Here is a 2,771-nt window from a genome sequence, read left to right on the forward strand (position 1 = left end):
GTGAGGGGCGGACAGGGGGCGGACGACGCGCGGGCCGGTGTGCGGGCGGCAAGGTACTGCGAAGCGTGCTGCGCCGCAAAATTCGTTGCGTGGGCATCGGACCGACCGCCGCCGGACAAGGCTTGTCATTATGCCCATTCACCGCGCCGGACGTCGGCACGTTTTGGCCGGGCGTTCGTCGCTGGCGGTATGTGCGCCGCGGATTTTTGAAGCAATTTCATTCCGATATTTTTCATACAAAATCCCGGCGGCAGGTCGGCGGGTCAATCGGAGCGCCGGCAACGCCTGTTTCTCCACCGTGCCAACGGAAACCAGCCGATGAACCATCGCGTCACGCAGTTGACCGGGTTGCGCGCCGTCGCGGTCGCGATGGTCGTCGTCGGTCATGCCGAGCATGTGCTGCCCGGCGGCTATACGGGCTGGTATGCGCCGTTGCGGCTGATCGCCGACGGCCGGCTCGGCGTGCTGATCTTCTTCGTGCTGAGCGGTTTCCTGATCACCAACGTGCTGCGCGCCGAATTCGCGTGCACGGGCGGTATCGCGCTGACGTCGTTCTACGTGCGCCGGGCGCTGCGGATCTGGCCGGCTTGCTACGTGTATCTCGCGGCCGTCGCGATCATGGCGTTCGCCGGCGGGTTCGACGTCGATCGCCGGCAATGGCTCTATGCGGCGCTGCATCTGTGGAATTACTCGGCGTGGTTCGGGCTGACCGGCGACAACGCGCTGCATCCGGACGGCGCGTGGTACCTCGGCCATTTCTGGTCGCTCGCGCTCGAGGAGCAGTTCTACTGGTTCTGGCCGCTGCTGTTCGTGTTCGGCATCCGCCGCGCCGGCACGCGCTGGCTGGCCGCGCTGATCCTGATCGTGCCGCTGGTGCGCGCCATGACGTATTTCGTTGCGCCGACGCTGCGCGGCCAACTCGGGATGATGCTGCACACGGGTGTCGATCCGATCCTGATCGGCTGCTATGCGTCGCTCAACCGCGAACGGCTCGAAGCGTGGATCGGTTCCTGGCGCGGCGAGGCGCGCATCGTGACGGCGCTCGTCTTCGTCGTGCTGCTCGGCATGCCGCTCGCCGAACACCGGCTCGGCGGCTTCTGGAATGCGACGTACGGCGTGACGCTCGAAGCCGCGCTGATCGCGATCGTGATCGTCGTGCTGAATTTCCGCGGCGAGTTCTGGTGCGCGCGCTGGCTGCGCGCCGAGCCGGTGGTGTTCGTCGGCACGATTTCGTTCAGTCTCTATCTGTGGCAGCAGCCTTTTGCGAACCCGCGCCTGCCCGTGCCGCATGGGTTTCCGCTCGGCATCGTGTGGGCGCTGATGGCCGCGACCGCCAGCTATTTCCTCGTCGAGAAACCGTTCCTGCGGCTGAAGGATCGCTATACGGCGCGCGAGGCGCGACGCGTGCGGGACGACGCGTTGCGGATGCCGGCGCCGACCGAGGCGATCGGGCCGAAGGTGGTGGAGTAGGCGGGCGGGGCGGCGTCGCGCCCGTGGCATTACTTGAAGCGTTGCATCGCGGCCGGCGAATACCAGAAGTTCCGGAACATGTCGATTCCATAGGACTTGCCGTCGTAGTGGACGATCGTGCGCGCCGTGCGCTTGCCCGTATCCGAGTAATCACCGTTCTTGCGCTGCGTCTTCGTGATGTGCGCGGTGATCGAGAGGTCGGCGAAGCCGTGGCTCGACGTTTTCTCGACGGCGATCGTCATGCGGGCGTCTTCGCTGCGCGCATCGCCTGTACCCGGGCCGCAGGCGTCGCCTTCGACGCTGACCCAGCCGTACAGATTCGTGCCGAACACCGGGCGGATACGGCCGCCTTCACGCACCCACAGCGTCAACTCTTCACTGGTGTTGGCATCCGGGCAACTCGGCCCACGCGCGCTGCTGGTAAACACGACGCCGAACGCACGCACGTCGGGCGACAACCGGTAGGGCGCCGTATCGATGCGGTAGCTGTCCTCGTCGATCTCCGTCGCCGCATCCTCTTCGACCACCGACCGATCGGCCGCGACGACCTTGCCGCCCTCGACGAGCGCCACGACCTGTAGCTTGCGGCTGACGTACGGGTCCTTGCTCTTCGGCAGCGAATCGAAGGCGACGGCCGCGATCGTCGTTTCCGGCGCGTTCGGCATGGCCTTGCACGACGACGCGACGACGAGCCGGTCCGCGTCGCGCGTGGCGATGCGTGCGCTCGCGATGCCGGCCCAGCGGGCGATGGCCGTGACGATTTCGTCGCTGCAAGACTGGCTGTCGGCGGCGTGGGCGACAGGGGCGGCGGCGAGCGCCAGCAGCGGGGTAAAACGAAGGATTCTCATTGTCGCGATCGGAAATGTTTCTTCATGAATTTTCGTGAGTGTCGCCACTGGCCCGAAGCGGCCTCTCGGGCCTAACGACGGATTCCGCGGTACAGCGGCCTCTCGCCGATATTTATCGAAAACCTAGTCGAACCGTAGGCGCTATTGCCCCTTGGCCTCTGATCCATTCCATCCATAATATTTGAGGACATTTTTCCAAAACGCCTCCCGAGCCTCGAGTGTTGGAATCGGGTCATAGCGTCGTCTTTCAATATAAGGATTGTCACCGACTTTGTGCCCCGGTGTAGCTATCCAGTCACCGAACACCTCCTCGCCACTTCTTCGACGAGTCATCTGTGCCTCTGTAAACGAGGTCGTCTCGTCACATGAATTCGAGGCTTTCTCGTAGAACCCTGACGCATGTTTAGCAGTTCCAGAAAGTATTTTCCGTAAGTGCATCAAACAAATATTTTT

General features: G+C 63.9%; 3 protein-coding genes and 1 pseudogene. 1 reads left to right on the forward strand and 3 read right to left on the reverse strand.

Going from position 1 to position 2,771, the window contains the following annotated elements; all coding sequences use genetic code 11:
- Window positions 1–138 precede the first annotated feature (138 nt).
- Window positions 139–327: a hypothetical protein gene (locus JMF90_RS32220; RefSeq protein WP_201325947.1), complete on the reverse strand. Its 189-nt coding sequence runs from the start codon at window positions 325–327 to the stop codon at window positions 139–141.
- On the opposite strand from JMF90_RS32220, the gene JMF90_RS32225 reads away from it, so the two are divergent.
- Window positions 319–1,470: an acyltransferase gene (locus JMF90_RS32225; RefSeq protein ID WP_011547948.1), complete on the forward strand. Its 1,152-nt coding sequence runs from the start codon at window positions 319–321 to the stop codon at window positions 1,468–1,470. The two genes, JMF90_RS32220 and JMF90_RS32225, sit on opposite strands and share 9 nt — an antisense overlap.
- Window positions 1,471–1,499: 29 nt before the next feature.
- On the opposite strand, the gene JMF90_RS32230 is transcribed toward JMF90_RS32225, so the two are convergent.
- Both JMF90_RS32230 and JMF90_RS40365 read right to left on the reverse strand, forming a co-directional pair.
- Window positions 1,500–2,318 carry a hypothetical protein gene (locus tag JMF90_RS32230; protein WP_011547947.1) on the reverse strand — a complete coding sequence of 273 codons (819 nt, stop codon included), beginning with the start codon at window positions 2,316–2,318 and terminating at the stop codon, window positions 1,500–1,502.
- A gap of 141 nt (window positions 2,319–2,459) precedes the next feature.
- Window positions 2,460–2,771: pseudogene (locus JMF90_RS40365) on the reverse strand (patatin-like phospholipase family protein); the annotation flags it as partial.

Origin of the sequence: Burkholderia sp. E168m23 (genome assembly GCF_016586125.1) — a bacterium.
Classification (GTDB): Bacteria; Pseudomonadota; Gammaproteobacteria; order Burkholderiales; family Burkholderiaceae; genus Burkholderia; species Burkholderia orbicola.